Raw genomic sequence first — 14,434 nt, 5'->3', positions numbered from 1 at the left:
CGCCGTGGGTCTCGGTGGCACGGCGTTGCTCTGTTGCCCGGCGTGGGTGCGCTGACACGGCGTTTGCCGGTTGCCCGGCGCCGGCACGCTGACACGGCGTTTGCCGGTTGCCCGGCGTCGGCACGGGCCGACGGTGGGTCGCGCAGCCCGGCGCTATCGGGTTGCCGCCCGCGGCTCGGCGAGCCCCGCCGCCCGCGGCTGGGTGAGCCCGGCCGTCCGCAGTGGCACGGCACCGCCGCCTGCGGCCGGGCGCGTCCGGTCGTCCGGGGTGGCGCCGCGGCCACGCCCCCGTTCGGACCAGTTCCAGCCGCCCTTCCGTGCTCTTGCGGGTCATGGTCGTAGGAGGACACGCACGCAACGCACGACACGCTCGGACGGCACGAGGGGGTGGAGCCAGACGTGAGCGACAGCGCAGGCACTCCCTCCGGCGGGGCCGGCACCGGGGGGACCCCGGGGGCGGGTGCGTCCGCGAGCGGCAGAGGGCTGAGCCGTAGGCGTCGGCGGCGCTGGCTGCGGCGGTCGGGGATCGCGGTCGCCGTTCTCGTCGTCGCCGCCGTGGGGACCGGCTGGGCGGTGTACGCCAAGCTGAGCGACAACATCACGCCCGACGAGGCGGCGGCGGACGAGCTCGCCCGGTACGAGAAGGAGCGGCCCACCTCGCTCGCCCACGGCGCCCAGAACATCCTGCTGATCGGCTCGGACTCGCGGTCCGGCGACGCCAACGCACGCTACGGGGAGGACTCCGGGACCGAGCGGTCGGACACCACGATCCTGCTGCACCTGGCGGCGGGCCGGCACAGCGCCACCGCCGTCTCCGTCCCCCGTGACCTGATGGTGGACGTGCCCGGCTGCCTCCGTCCGGACGGATCCCGCACCGAGCCGGTGTTCGCGATGTTCAACTACGCCTTCCAGACGGGCGGTTCGGCGTGCACCGTCCGGACGGTGGAGAAGCTGACCGGCATCCGGGTCGATCACCACGTGGTCGTCGACTTCCAAGGCTTCAAGAAAATGGTCGACTCGCTCGACGGCGTCGAGGTGTGCCTGAAGGAACCGATCGACGACAAGGACGCCCGGCTCAAGCTGCCCGCGGGCCGGGTGACGCTCGACGGGGAACAGGCCCTCGGCTATGTGCGCGCCCGCAAGTCGCTCGGCAACGGCAGCGACACGGATCGGATGGAGCGGCAGCAGCGGTTTCTGGGGGCGCTCGTCAACAAGGTGCGCAGCAATGACGTCCTGCTGAATCCGGTGAAGCTGTATCCCGTGCTGGACGCGGCGACTTCCTCCCTCACGACGGACCCGGGTCTGGCCAGTCTGCGTGGTTTGTACGAACTCGTTCGCGGACTGCGAGACATCCCCACCGAACGCGTGCAATTCCTGACCGTCCCCAGGGAGTCGTACACGCTCGACGCCAATCGCGACCAACTCGTGAAGTCCGAGGCGGAGAAGCTGTTCACCCGGTTGCGCAGGGACGAACCCGTGGTGATCGCGGGAGACGTTCCGCGGGATTTCTCCGGAAATGGCGGCTCACCGGGCGGCGCACGGGCCGGTTCGGGAGTTCCGCGCGAACTCCCCCACGACTACGGCGAGTACGGGCACGGCGACGCAAAGTCCCCGGAATTGCGGGCGGACGAGCCCGGGGAAGGCGATTCCCCGCCGCCGACGTTCCCCGGCAACACCGCCGCGGAGGACACCTGCAGGTAAAGCCGACTCAAAGGCGCCGCCAAGGCAACGGGTTCTTGTCCACGAAAATGGGTGGATTGCCCAGTTGTAAGGGTCGTGGAATTTGTCACCGACGTCGCCGGGACCGAACAAGGCGGTTAATGTGAGCGATCCGGTGTGCCCCACGAGGCTCCGTCCTGGGGTCGCGCACCGAGTGACCGAGACCCGAGCGCCTGGAGGGGAAAGGCGCCGCGTGCCCCGACGGAGGATTCGGACAACCGTGGACGCGCAAGGCCGTGGGCGGGCGGACAACATCGACCCCGCAGACCAGTGGGTGCTCAATCCGAACACCGGCGAATACGAACTGCGACTGACCCCTTCCGCTCCGCAGCCGGCGGTCCCGGGGCCGCGCAGGGCCGCGTCCGGCGCGTCCCGTACGGCGCGCGGCCGCACCGCTCCCGCGCCGGGCCGTGAAGTGCCGCCCCAGCGGCGGCGCCGCACGGCTCCCGAGGAGCCCCCGCCCGGGCGGCGCGGTCGGCGGCCGGTGAAGAAGAGGTCCAAGGGCAAGAAGGTCCTGATGTGGACCGGCGGCACCATGGCGTTCGTCGTCCTCGCCGTCGGTGCGGGCGGCTACCTCTACCTGGAGCACCTCAACGACAACATCTCGTCGCTCCCGGACGACGGCGCCGGCACCGGTGGCTTCCGCAAGAACGAGGCGATCAACATCCTGCTGATCGGCACCGACAAGCGCACCGGCTCCGGCAACGAGGGCTACGGCGACAAGGGCAGCGCCGGGCACGCGGACACCACGATCCTGCTGCACGTCTCCAAGGACCGCTCCAACGCGACCGCGCTCAGCATCCCCCGCGACCTGATCGTCGACATCCCCGACTGCCCGACCACGCAGGAGGACGGCACGAAGACGGTCATCCCCGGCTCCACCGGCGTCCGCTTCAACACCAGCCTCGGTCAGAGCGGCCGTACGCCCAGTTGCACCATGCGGACCGTCACCGAGCTGACCGGGGTCACGCCCGACAACTTCATGGTGGCCGACTTCAACGCGGTCAAGACGCTGACCTCGGCGGTCGGCGGGGTCGAGGTCTGCCTGGACAAGGACATCGACGACCCTGACTCGCACCTGAAGCTGTCGAAGGGCGAGCACACGATCGAGGGCGAGCAGGCGCTGGCGTTCGTGCGCACCCGGCACTCGGTGGGCCTCGGAGGCGACCTGAGCCGCATCGAGATCCAGCAGCAGTTCCTCAGCTCGCTGATGCGCAAACTCAAGTCCAACGACACGCTCACCAGCCCCTCGAAGATGGTGAAGCTCGCCGAGGCGGGCACCAAGGCACTGACCGTCGACTCCAAGCTCAACAGCATCGGCAAGCTGAAGGACCTCGGCCTGGAACTGGGCAAGCTCAACACCAAGAACCTGACCTTCACCACGGTGCCGGTGAGGGACAACCCCGCGGAGACGGTGAAGGCGACCGTCGTGCTGAAGGAGGCCGAGGCGGCCCAGGTCTTCGACATGATCGGGAACGACGTCTCCTTCACCGAGGTCAAGCAGAAGCAGAAGAAGGAGGCCGCCGCCGTCGCCGCCCGCCTCGAGGGAGAGAAGTCCGACCCCGCCGAGGTCCGCGTCCGCATCCTCAACGGCGGCGCCGCCGACGGCAGCGCCCAGCGAGAGCTGCTCTACCTCCAGAACGAGGCCGGCGTCACCAAGTCCGAGAACGCCGGCGACGCCCCCGAGGACATCGCCAGGACCACCCTCGAGTACGCCCCCGACCAGGCCGACCAGGCCCGCGCCCTGGCCGAGATCCTCGGCCTGTCCGGCTCGGCCATGAAGCCCGGCGAGAGCGTCACCAACGCCCAGGGCCTGCCCACCATGACCCTCACCCTCGGCAAGGACTTCAAGGGCGCCGGAGTCAAGCTCGACTCCTCGTCCGGCAAGCCGCCGGAGGGGGTCCAGAAGTCCACGGCCGACAAGGTGCAGTGCGCCAAGTGACCTGACGGGTCCGCCGTACGTCCAGGAGGACGGCCGTACGACCGGCGGGACGGCCTCGGAAACGCAGGGCCGGACGTCGTCCGCCGGGGCGCCGTGCGATCCGTCGGGCCCGGCGTACAGCCAACGGGGGCGTCCAGGCGTCCAACTGTGCGAACTGGACGCGCGCACGGGCACGTTCGCCGGTGCGGGGGCGGGGAGAGGGACATGACGCAGAGCAGTGTGCACGGGGAGGGGACACGGCCGGGCGGCGTCCGTCGTACCCGGGGCGCGGGGGCCGGGGGCCCGGACGAGGACGGGTCCGGCGCGGACGGCGGACACGGTGCGGGCGCCGGGAGCGGTGGGCGGGCCGGACGGCGGCACCGTGCGCTCCGGTGGTCCGCGACCACCCTCGCCGTCCTGATACTCGGCACGGCCGGCGCCGGATACCTCTACTACCAGCACCTGAACGGCAACATCGAGAAGGGCGAACGCAGCAGCGGCGACTCCAAGGCGCGGCGCACCGGGCCCAACGCGGCCGGGCAGACGCCCCTGAACATCCTGCTGATCGGCTCCGACAGCCGGGCCTCCGCCGCCAACGTGGCACTGGGCGGCGGCAAGAACCACCGCGACAACCCGCCGCTGGGTGACGTGCAGATGCTGATCCACCTGGCCGCGGACCGCAAGAGCGCAGCGGTGGTGAGCGTCCCGCGCGACACCCGGGTCGACATCCCGGAGTGCACCGACCCCCAGACCGGGAAGAAGTACCCGGCGACCAACACGATCATCAACGAGTCCCTGTCCCGCGGTGGAGCCGGCTGCACCCTGGCCACCTGGCAGAACCTCACCGGCGTCTACATCGACCACTGGATGACCATCGACTTCGCGGGCGTGGTGCAGATGGCGGACGCCGTCGGCGGGGTCGAGGTCTGCGTGAACCAGAACGTGTGGGACCGCCCGCTGCCCGGCGTGCCCGGCGGCTCGGGCCTGAAGATGAAGGCCGGCCGGCACAAGGTGCAGGGCGAGCAGGCCCTGCAGTGGCTGCGCACCCGCCACGCCTGGGGCAGTGACCCGTTGCGGGCCCGGGCGCAGCACATGTACATGAACTCGATGATCCGCACGCTGAAGCAGCAGAACGTCTTCACCGACACCGGCCGGCTGATGGACCTGGCCGAGGCGGCCACCAAGTCCCTGACGGTCTCCGAGGAGATCGGCACGGTGAAGAAGCTCTACGACCTGGGCATGCAGCTCAAGACGGTGCCGACGGACCGCATCACCATGACGACGCTGCCCACCGTGGAGGATCCCCAGGACCGCAACCACCTGCTGCCGGCCGGCGCCGATGCCGAGAAGGTCTGGGCGATGCTCCGCGACGACGTGTCGTTCGACGACAAGGGCGGGGACGGCACGGGCGGGGACGGCAAGGTCAGCGGCGGCGGGAGCGGCTCCTCGTCCTCCGAGAAGGAACCGGACGAGCCCTCGGGGGACTCCGCCGCGGCCGACTCCGAGATCGGCGTCCTGGTGCGGAACGCCACCCGGTCCGCCACGCTCGGCCCGGTCGCGGGCCGTGCGGGCACGGTCGCGCAGGCGCTCGTGCGGCAGGGCTTCACCAGGGCGGCCACGGACACCTCGGCGGCGCTCTCCGAGGAGAGGACCGTCGTCCGTTACCCGAGCGCCGAGTTGGCGGGTGACGCCCGGCGGGTCGCCGAGGCCCTGGGGATTCCGGAGAACTCCGTGAAGGAGTCGGCCGACGTGTCCGCCGTCACCGTGGTCGTCGGCGCGGACTGGCGCACGGGCACGACGTATCCGGAGCAGGAGACGCCGGAGGCCGGGAGCCTGCCCGAGGACGCCGACGCCCTCAACGGCTCCGACACCGGCAAGTGCATGGACGTGTACGCGCCCTACCGCTGGTAGACGTTCAGGAAATAGGACGGATTGCCCTGTTGTAGGGACGTGGAATTTGTCACCGGCGTCGTTCGACGCTGAACTTGGCGGATAGTGTGAACGCTCCAGTGCCCCCGCCGCGAGGTCCGCCCTGGCGTCGCGCACTCGTAGACCCTTACCGAGCACCTTCCGGCGAAGGTGCCGCGTGGCCCCGACGGAGGATTCGGACGACCGTGGACGCGCAAGGCCGTGGGCGGGCGGACAACATCGACCCCGCAGACCAGTGGGTGCTCAATCCGAACACCGGCGAATACGAACTGCGACTGCCTTCTTCCGCACCGCAGTCGGCCGTCCCGTCCCCCCGCAGCGGTGCCCCCCGCGCCACCGGCAGCACCGGCGGCCGGGCACGCGGCCGTGGAACGCCCGCGCCGGGCCGTGAGGTCCCGGCCCAGCGGCGGCGCCGTGCGGCCCCCGAGGAGCCCCCGCCCGGGCGGCGCGGTCGGCGGCCGGTGAAGAAGAAGTCCAAGGGCAAGAAGGTCCTGCTGTGGACCGGCGGCACCATGGCGTTCGTCGTCCTCACCGCCTGCACGGGCGGCTACCTCTACCTCAAGCACCTCGAGGGCAACGTCTCGACGACGGACGTCGGCAGCGCGGGCAGCAGCAGCTTCAAGAAGGACGAGGCCTTCAACATCCTCATCATCGGCACCGACAAGCGCACCGGCGCCGGCAACGAGGGCTACGGCGACAAGGGCAGCGTCGGGCACGCGGACACCACGATCCTGCTGCACGTCGCCAAGGACCGCTCCAACGCGACCGCGCTCAGCATCCCCCGCGACCTGATCGTCGACATCCCCGACTGCCCGACCACGCAGGAGGACGGCACGAAGACGGTCGTCCCCGGCTCCAGCGGCGTCCGCTTCAACACCAGCCTCGGCGAGAGCGGCCGGGACGCGGGCTGCACCATGCGCACGGTGAAGGAAGCGACCGGGATCCAGCCCGACCACTTCATGATGGCCGACTTCAACGCGGTCAAGACGCTGACCACCGCCGTCGACGGGGTCGAGGTGTGTGTGGAGCACGCCGTCGACGACGAGAAGTCCAAACTCAAGCTGCCCGCGGGCAAGTCCAAGGTCGAGGGCGAGCAGGCCCTCGCCTTCGTCCGTACCCGGCACGCCTTCGGCAACGAGGGCGATCTGGACCGCATCAAGGTGCAGCAGCAGTTCCTGGGTTCGCTCATGCGGAAGATGTCCTCCAGCGACACCCTCACCAGCCCCAGCAAGCTGGTGAAGCTGGCCGAGGCCGCGACCAAGGCACTCACCGTCGACAGCGCCATCGGCAACGTGGGCACCCTCAAGGACATCGCCCTGGAGCTGAAGAAGGTGCCGACGAAGAACATCACGTTCACCACGGTGCCCGTGAAGGACAACCCCGCCGAGAAGGTCAAGGCGACCGTCGTCGTCAACGAGGCGACCGCCCCCCAGGTCTTCGACATGATCAAGAACGACATCTCCTTCACCGAGGTCAAGCAGAAGCAGAAGAAGGAGGCGGCCGCCGTCGCCGCCCGCCTCAAGGGGGAGAAGTCCGACCCCGCCGAGGTCCGCGTCCGCATCCTCAACGGCGGTGCTCCCGCCGGCAGCGCCCAGAAGGAGCTCGCCTTCCTCCAGACCGAGGCCGGCGTCACCAAGTCCGAGAACGCGGGCAACGCTCCGGCGGAGGTGGCGAAGACGACCCTGGAGTACGACCCCGCCCAGGCCGACGAGGCCCGCCGTCTCGCCGACATCCTCGGCCTGTCCGGCTCGGCCATGAAGCCCGGCGAGAGCGTCACCAACGCCCAGGGCCTGCCCACCATGACCCTCACCCTCGGCAAGGATTTCAAGGGCGCCGGAGTCAAGCTCAACGCTGCGTCGATGGAGACGCCGGACGTGGAGAAGTCCACGGCCGACAAGGTGCAGTGCGCCAGTTGACCTGACGGGCCCGTCGTACGTCTCACAGAACGGGCGACGGGCCCGCGCCGTGGTGCAGGGGTGGGGAGGACGCGGAAGTGACGCGGAGCAGTGTGCAGGTGGAGGACGCGCGGCCGGACGCACCGGCCGCCGGGGAGCGGGACGACGCCGCCGAGAGCGCCGGCGACGGCGAGAGCGGGGGTGACGGCGGCAGAGTCCGGCCGCGGCGCGGGCGCCGCGCGCTCCGCTGGACCGCGGTGGCCCTCGCCGTGCTGATGATCGGCACGGCAGGCGCCGGATACCTCTACTACGAGCATCTGAACGACAACATCAAGAAGGACGAACTCAACCTCGGCGACCACAAGGTGGCCGAGCCGACACCGAACGCCGCCGGCCAGACCCCGCTGAACATCCTGGTCATCGGTTCGGACGCCCGGGACACCGAGGAGAACCAGGAACTCGGCGGCGCCCGCGAGACGTTCGGCTCCACGCCGCTCGCGGACGTGCAGATGCTGGTGCACCTGTCCGCCGACCGCAGCAACATGTCGGTCGTCAGCATGCCTCGGGACACCCTGGTGAAGATCCCGAAGTGCACCGACCCGGACGACGGCAAGGTCTACCCCGCGAGCGAGGGGCGGGTGATGACCAACCAGAGCCTCGGCCACGGCGGTCCCGGCTGCACGGTGGCCACCTGGCAGGAGCTGACCGGCATCCACATCGACCACTTCGTCATGGTCGACTTCGCCGGCGTGGTGTCCATGGCGGACGCCGTCGGCGGTGTCCCGGTGTGCGTGGACGCCAACATCCACTCACGCGACGGCCAGGGACACGGCTCCGGCCTGAAGCTGGAGAAGGGCACGCACCCGGTGAAGGGCGAGCAGGCCCTGCAGTGGCTGCGCACCCGGTACGGCTTCGAGGACGGCAGCGACCTGGCCCGCGCCAAGGCACAGCACATGTACATGAGTTCGATGGTCCGCGAGCTGCGCGAGAACGCCACCCTGAGCAACCCGGGCAAGCTGCGCAGGCTCGCCGAGGAGGCCACCCGGGCGCTCACCGTGGACCCCGGCCTGGACACCGTCAAGAAGCTGTACGACCTCAGCGCCGAGCTGCGGAAGGTGGAGCCGGAGCGCATCACCATGACCACGATGCCCAACCGGTACGTGGGTGCGCGCGTGGAGCCGACCGAGGACGCCGAGCAGCTGTTCCGGCTGGTGCGCGAGGACATCGCGCTGGACGGCAAGGACGCGAAGAAGGAGAAGGACCCCGACGAGAAGTCCGAGGTCTCGGACGACCCGGCCGCCGCCGACGGCGAGATCGCCGTCCAGGTGCGCAACGGCACCCGCACGGACACGCAGGGCGCGGCACGCGAACGCGCGAACACGGTCGCCGGGCTGCTGGTGGACGAGGGGTTCGCCAGGGCGGTGGCCGACCCCTCCGTGCTGCCGAGCGAGGAGCGCACGATCGTCCGCTACCCGAGCGCCGACCTGGAGGGCGACGCCCAGCGGGTCGCCGAGTCCCTGGGCATCCCGCTGAGTTCCGTGCGGCGCTCGACCGACGTCTCGGGGGTCACGCTCGTCGTGGGAGCCGACTGGCGCGAGGGTACGGCCTACGAGCCGCCCGTGGCGGACGACCGCACCCCCGAGTCGGCGGACGCCCTCAACGGCGCGGACGAGGCCGCCTGCATGCACGTGAACCCGGCGTTCACCTGGTCATGACGGTCGTCAGCGGCTGCCGGCGGTGTCGGCGTCCGGCCGGACCGCCGGGCGCCGGCTCGCGATCACCTTGCGGGCCAGCGACCGCGGGCTGGTGAGGAAGCCCCACCCCCACGACATGTGCATGGTCGCCAGCGCCACGGGGATCTGCGCCCGCGCCTTCCACGACAGCCCCTTGCCCGCCGGGACCGAGCCGGCGGCGATCGCGGCCAGGTAGCCGCCGGGTATCACGAAGCCCCAGGGGGTCAGCGCCGCGCCGACCACGATCCCCGCCGCGATCGCGCACACCGCGGTCGGCGGGGCGAGGTAGCGCAGGTTGATGGAGCCCGAGTGGTAGCGGGCCACGACGTGCCGCCAGCGGCCGTAGTCCTTGTACTGCTTGGCCAGCGCCCGCACGGAGGGCCGGGGACGGTAGGACACCCGCAGCTCCGGCGAGAACCAGATCAGCCCGCCGGCCTCGCGGATGCGGAAGTTCAGCTCCCAGTCCTGGGCGCGGATGAACTCCTCGTTGTAGCCGCCCTGCCGCTCCAGCGCCTCGCGGCGGAAGACACCCAGGTAGACCGTCTCGGCGGGGCCCGCCTGGCCGCCGGTATGGAAGGCGGCGTTGCCGACGCCGATCTTCGAGGTCATCGCGGCGGCGACCGCGTCCTCCCAGGCGTTCTCGCCCTCGGCGTGCATGATGCCGCCGACGTTCTGCGCGCCGGTCTCCTCCAGCAGGCGTACGGCCGTGGCGATGTAGTTCGGCGACAGCATGCCGTGACCGTCGACGCGGACGACGACCGGATGGCGGGACGCCTTGATCGCGGCGTTCAGCGCGGCGGGGGTACGGCCGGTGGGGTTCGGCACGGTGTGCACGCGCGGGTCCTCACGGACGAGTTCGGCGGCGATCTCGTCCGTGCGGTCCGTGGAGGGACCGAGGGCGATCACGACCTCCATCTCGCCGGCGTACTCCTGGGCGAGGATGGCGCGGACTGCTCCGCGCAGGTGCCGTTCCTCGTTGAGGACGGGCATGATCACGGAAACTGCGGGGTACCGCACGTCGGACTTGGCGTTCATCGGTGCTCACGTTACCGCGAACGGGGGACACCGGTGCGCGCCGCGGGGGCCGCTTCCCCGGGCCGCAGATCGTATCGGCCTACGGTGCTCACGGATCCCACGTCCGGCCAGAGGGCCTGCCTGGGGATGCCCCGTGACGCCACGGGGAATCCCCAGGCAGGCCCTGGATGCGTCCTCGCGGAGGTGCCCCCCTTGCCCATGCCGCCCCGCTCCCCCCGGGTCCCGGTCCCGACCGCCGCGGGCGGCCCCCCGCCGCAGCGGGGCCGCCCACGGCCGTCCGGCCGGTCGCCCCGGCCCCCCGTACGGCGGAGGAAGCCGCGCTGGGCCATGCGGGCGGTGACCGCCCTGTCGGTGGTGGTGCTCGCCTCGGCCGGCATCGGACACGCGGTGCTCTCCGGTCTGGACGCGGACATCACCCGGGTCGACGCCTTCAAGGACATGAAGAACCGGCCGCAGGCCGGGCACGGCATGAACGTGCTACTGGTCGGCACCGACGGCCGGGACCGGATCAGCGAGGAGGAGCGGCGGAAGTACCGGCTCGGCGGCGCGCCCTGCCACTGCACCGACACGATCATGATCGTGCACATCTCGGAGGACCGGGAACGGGCGAGCGTCGTCAGCCTGCCGCGCGACTCCTTCGCGATGACACCCGCGCACACCGACACCACGACCGGTGAGCAGCACGCCGGACATCCCGTCAGGCTCAACGCGGCCTATGCCGAGGGCGGCCCGCAGCTGACCATCCGCACGGTCGAGAACATGACCCGCGTGAAGATCGACCACTACGTGGAGGTCGACTTCACCAGCTTCATGAAGACCGTCGACGTGCTCGGCGGCGTGCGGATCTGCACCGCCCATCCGCTGAAGGACTCCTACACCGGACTCGACCTGCCGGCCGGAACGCACCAGCTGACGGGCGGGCAGGCGCTGCAGTACGTCCGGGCCCGCCACCTCGACGGGGCCGCCGACCTGAGCCGGATGAGACGCCAGCAGCGCTTCCTGGCGGCCCTCATCGACCGGGCGACGTCCTCCGGGATCCTGCTGAACCCCATCAGGTTCCGGGACGTGACCCGGGCGGTGCTGGGCTCGGTGCGGGCCGACAAGGGCTTCGGGACCGACGAGATGCTGGCCCTCGGCCGGGCGATGCGGAACTTCTCGCCCTCCTCCTCGGAGTTCATGACCGTGCCCGTCGGACAGATGGGCCACGTCGTCAAGGGCGTCGGCTCGACCCTGAAGTGGGACCCCGCGGGGTCCGAGCGGCTCTTCGCGGCCCTGCGTGAGGACGAGCCGCTGGCCGCGCACCGGCCGCCGCCGGCCGAGCCGGCCGAGCGCGTCCCGGTGGACCCGAAGCAGATCCGCGTCCAGGTCGAGAACGGCACGGACACGGCCGGGCTCGGCAGGCGGGTGGACGACGCCCTCGCCGCGACCGGGTTCCGCACCACCCGGGTACCGGTGAACGCGGTCGACCGCGCGGTGGAGCGGACCGTCGTCGCCTACGACCCGCGCTGGGACCGCTCGGCGCAGTCGCTGGCCGCCGCCCTGCCCGGCAGCGAGCTCAGGCCCGTGACGGGCCAGGGAGCGACACTGAAGGTGATCGCGGGCGCCGACTTCAAACAGGTCCGCAAGGTCCGGCCCGAGGAGCCGCCGCAGGAGGCGGGGACGGTGGTGCGCGGCGACGAGGTGGTCTGCGGCAAGCCGTGACGGCGGCCGCGGCCGGCTCCCCCGTGGCGGAGTCGCCCGGACGGGCGTACCACGGAAGGACGGGGCCGATGTGCCCTGTCACCCCCGAGGAGGCACCATGCAGCCCACCACCGCCATGAGCAAGGAGATGCAGGACTGCGTCAACGCGTGCATGTCCTGTCACAGCGTGTGCGAGGAGACCATGAGCACCTGTCTGCAGCGGGGCGGCCAGGCCCAGATGCAGATCATGCGGGCGCTCCTGGACTGCTCCGAGACGACTCGCATGTGCGCGGACATGATGATGCGCCTCTCGCCGATGGCCGGCGAGATGTGCGCCCTGTGTGCCCGGGCCTGTGACATGTGCGCGGAGGCGTGTATGTCCATGCCGGACGACGCCCAGATGATGCGCTGCGCCGACGCCTGTCGCCGCTGCGCCGAGCTGTGCCGGACGATGGCGGGCGCCACGATGTGACCCGCGATCGCCGGAGGCCGGGGCAAGCCCGGCCTCCGGGCCCGCTCAGTTGCCCGAGACGGTGACCTTCTCGTCGTTCTTCAGCTGCTCCACCAGCGTCTTCACCTTGGCCTTGTCCCACTGGAGGTTGCCGCCGGTGCTGCCCGAGACGGGCATGTTCATCGAGGTGCCGTCGCCGCCGCTGACGCCCTTCATCGCCCAGAACATGTCGGCCAGGTCGAACAGGCCCATGTCCTTGTCGACGATGAGGGAGTCCAGGCCGGCGCCCATGGTCGGGTACAGCTTGAACGGGTTGAGGACGGTGGACGGGGTGGCCACCTGGCTCGCCAGGGCCGACAGGAACTTCTGCTGGTTCTTCGTCCGGTCCAGGTCGGAGCCGGCCAGCGCGTACCGGGTGCGGACGAAGGCCAGGGCCTCCTGTCCGTTCAGGGTCTGCTTGCCCTTCTTGAAGTCGGCGCCGGACTTGGTGTCCTTGATGTCCTGCGGGATGTCCATCTCCACGCCGCCGACCGCGTCGACGATGTTCGCGAAGCCGGCGAAGCCGATCTCGACGTAGTGGTCGATGCGCAGCCCGGTGTTGTACTCGACGGTGCGAACCAGCAGCTCGGGCCCGTCCTCCGCGTAGGCGGCGTTCAGCTTCACGTGCCGGCCCGTGCCCTGGTAGGTCTTGCCGGAGTCGGAACCGACGAAGGTCGGGATCTCCACGTCCGAGTCACGGGGCAGCGAGATCAGCGTCGACCCGTTGTCCCCGGTGTGCAGGATCATCATCGAGTCGGTGCGCTTGCCCTCGGCGGAGCCGGTGTGCAGGTCCTTCTTCTGCTCGTCGGTCATGCCCTCGCGGCTGTCGGAACCGACGATCAGGTAGTTGGTGCCCTCTCCGGCCTCGGGCCGCTCGATGACCTTGGACAGGTCGACCTCGCGGTTGAGCTTGGAGTCGGCCCAGAAGTAGGTGCCGACGAAGGTGACGACCAGCACGGTCACCAGCGTGATCGCCGTCCACTTGATCCGGCGCCGCCAGTTCGGCGCGGGGCGCGGGCCGCCCGGACCGGCACCGGCGGGGCCACGGCCACCGGGGCTGCCGTAGACCTGCCCGGTGTTGTAGCCGCTGTCGTAGCCGTCCTGGTCACCGTAGCCGTGGCCGTCGACGTACGACGGCTGCCGCGGCACCCCGCCGCCGTACGGCGGTGCCGACGGGCCCGGGCCGGGCGGTACCGCCGGACCGCGGCGGACCTGCCGCATCACGCGGGCGCTCTCGGGCCGTGCGCTCGCGCTGCCGCGTCCGTACCGGTCGCCGCGGTTCTCGCCGGACCATCCCTCGGGCCAATCGTTCATGCGCCCCAGTGTGCAGGTCCCGGCTGTGCCCCATACAAGGGTCGTCGGAAAATAAGGTCAGCGCTGTTGCGAAGCTGACACAAATTACGCCCATGTCGCCTCGGCATAAGGTGGAGGCCATGACAGACCAGGCAGACCAGGCCTCACCCGCCGAGTCGGGAACTCCGGAGATCCCGGGCAAGCCGACCTCGGCATCCCGCACCACCCTCAGCCACATCATGACCCACAGCGACACCAACCTTCTGGGCACGGTGCACGGCGGCGTCATCATGAAGCTGGTCGACGACGCCGCGGGCGCCGTGGCCGGCCGCCACTCCGGCGGTCCCGCCGTCACCGCGTCCATGGACGAGATGGCGTTCCTCGAACCGGTCCGCGTCGGCGACCTCGTGCACGTCAAGGCCCAGGTCAACTGGACCGGCCGGACCTCCATGGAGGTCGGTGTCCGGGTCCTGGCCGAGCGCTGGAACGAATCCGCCCCGGCCACCCAGGTCGGCTCGGCCTATCTGGTGTTCGCCGCGGTGGACGCCGACGGCAAGCCGCGCGCGGTGCCGCCGGTGCTCCCGGAGACCGAGCGGGACAAGCGCCGCTACCAGGAAGCCCAGATCCGCCGCACCCACCGCCTGGCCCGGCGCCGCGCGATCATGGAGCTGCGGGAGAAGCGGGCCGCCGAGGGGTACGAGGACTGACCCCGCGCAGCACGCGAAGGGCGCCCGGGACC

General features: G+C 70.9%; 10 protein-coding genes. 8 read left to right on the top strand and 2 right to left on the bottom strand.

The window, feature by feature from the left end; genetic code table 11:
- The first annotated feature begins 399 nt into the window (after positions 1-399).
- The 5 genes from IE260_RS29715 to IE260_RS29695 all read left to right on the top strand — a co-directional run bounded on the left by IE260_RS29715 (position 400) and on the right by IE260_RS29695 (position 9,179).
- Positions 400-1,701 (top strand): LCP family protein, encoded by a 1,302-nt coding sequence (locus tag IE260_RS29715; protein ID WP_189877410.1) that lies wholly within the window; start codon positions 400-402, stop codon positions 1,699-1,701.
- 238 nt (positions 1,702-1,939) lie between these two features.
- Positions 1,940-3,661 (top strand): LCP family protein, encoded by a 1,722-nt coding sequence (locus IE260_RS29710; protein WP_189877408.1) that lies wholly within the window; start codon positions 1,940-1,942, stop codon positions 3,659-3,661.
- 204 nt (positions 3,662-3,865) lie between these two features.
- Positions 3,866-5,551 (top strand): LCP family protein, encoded by a 1,686-nt coding sequence (locus IE260_RS29705; protein ID WP_189877406.1) that lies wholly within the window; start codon positions 3,866-3,868, stop codon positions 5,549-5,551.
- 203 nt (positions 5,552-5,754) lie between these two features.
- Positions 5,755-7,485, top strand: coding sequence for an LCP family protein (locus tag IE260_RS29700; protein ID WP_189877404.1), 1,731 nt, complete (start codon positions 5,755-5,757; stop codon positions 7,483-7,485).
- Positions 7,486-7,562: 77 nt separating this feature from the next.
- Positions 7,563-9,179: an LCP family protein gene (locus IE260_RS29695; RefSeq protein ID WP_189877402.1), complete on the top strand. Its 1,617-nt coding sequence runs from the start codon at positions 7,563-7,565 to the stop codon at positions 9,177-9,179.
- A 6-nt stretch (positions 9,180-9,185) separates the two neighbouring features.
- Here the strand turns inward: IE260_RS29695 and IE260_RS29690 are convergent, their stop codons facing one another.
- Positions 9,186-10,232, bottom strand: a complete 1,047-nt coding sequence (locus IE260_RS29690) for a glycosyltransferase family 2 protein (protein ID WP_189877400.1) — start codon at positions 10,230-10,232, stop codon at positions 9,186-9,188.
- Between the two features lie 192 nt (positions 10,233-10,424).
- Between IE260_RS29690 and IE260_RS29685 the strand changes: the two genes are divergently transcribed.
- Both IE260_RS29685 and IE260_RS29680 read left to right on the top strand, forming a co-directional pair.
- Positions 10,425-11,933: an LCP family protein gene (locus IE260_RS29685; RefSeq protein ID WP_444545574.1), complete on the top strand. Its 1,509-nt coding sequence runs from the start codon at positions 10,425-10,427 to the stop codon at positions 11,931-11,933.
- 97 nt (positions 11,934-12,030) lie between these two features.
- Positions 12,031-12,384 carry a four-helix bundle copper-binding protein gene (locus IE260_RS29680; RefSeq protein WP_189877398.1) on the top strand — a complete coding sequence of 118 codons (354 nt, stop codon included), beginning with the start codon at positions 12,031-12,033 and terminating at the stop codon, positions 12,382-12,384.
- A gap of 45 nt (positions 12,385-12,429) precedes the next feature.
- Here IE260_RS29680 and IE260_RS29675 read toward each other — a convergent pair whose 3' ends face one another.
- Positions 12,430-13,716, bottom strand: coding sequence for an LCP family protein (locus IE260_RS29675; protein WP_189877396.1), 1,287 nt, complete (start codon positions 13,714-13,716; stop codon positions 12,430-12,432).
- Between the two features lie 119 nt (positions 13,717-13,835).
- On the opposite strand from IE260_RS29675, the gene IE260_RS29670 reads away from it, so the two are divergent.
- Positions 13,836-14,402, top strand: a complete 567-nt coding sequence (locus tag IE260_RS29670; protein WP_189877394.1) for an acyl-CoA thioesterase — start codon at positions 13,836-13,838, stop codon at positions 14,400-14,402.
- Positions 14,403-14,434: the final 32 nt, after the last annotated feature.

The organism is Streptomyces viridiviolaceus (assembly GCF_014650995.1).
In the GTDB taxonomy this organism is placed as follows: domain Bacteria; phylum Actinomycetota; class Actinomycetes; order Streptomycetales; family Streptomycetaceae; genus Streptomyces; species Streptomyces viridiviolaceus.
The sequence above is the reverse complement of the archived record's forward strand: the minus strand, read 5'-3'. Positions and strand labels throughout refer to the sequence as shown.